The sequence below is a fragment of the Salinivibrio costicola subsp. alcaliphilus genome (assembly GCF_001996185.1).
In the GTDB taxonomy this organism is placed as follows: domain Bacteria; phylum Pseudomonadota; class Gammaproteobacteria; order Enterobacterales; family Vibrionaceae; genus Salinivibrio; species Salinivibrio costicola.
The window spans coordinates 1-288 of the sequence record NZ_MUFR01000195.1 but is presented as its reverse complement, the minus strand read 5'-3'; the positions used below and the strand labels follow the sequence as shown (position 1 = coordinate 288).

The following is a 288-nucleotide window of genomic DNA, read 5'->3' as shown; positions in this document are numbered from 1 at the left end:
TGGTGGGTTGTACAGGATTCGAACCTGTGACCAATTGATTAAAAGTCAACTGCTCTACCAACTGAGCTAACAACCCAATGGCGTCCCATAGGGGAGTCGAACCCCTGTTACCGCCGTGAAAGGGCGGTGTCCTAGGCCTCTAGACGAATGGGACACGCTGATATGTTTGGGAACATATCCTCTTATAACTTCAACCTATACAATCTGTGTGAACACTCGCAAGAATAGCGTCAGTAAGGAGGTGATCCAGCCCCAGGTTCCCCTAGGGCTACCTTGTTACGACTTCAC

The 288-nt window shown here is 49.7% G+C and carries 2 tRNA genes and 1 rRNA gene; all 3 read right to left on the bottom strand.

The annotated features are described in order from the left end of the window. A tRNA-Lys gene (locus tag BZJ21_RS15840) sits at positions 1 to 76 on the bottom strand. A 2-nt stretch (positions 77 to 78) separates the two neighbouring features. Continuing rightward, a tRNA-Glu gene (locus BZJ21_RS15835) sits at positions 79 to 154 on the bottom strand. A gap of 80 nt (positions 155 to 234) precedes the next feature. After that, positions 235 to 288, bottom strand: a 16S ribosomal RNA gene (locus BZJ21_RS16645); the annotation flags it as partial.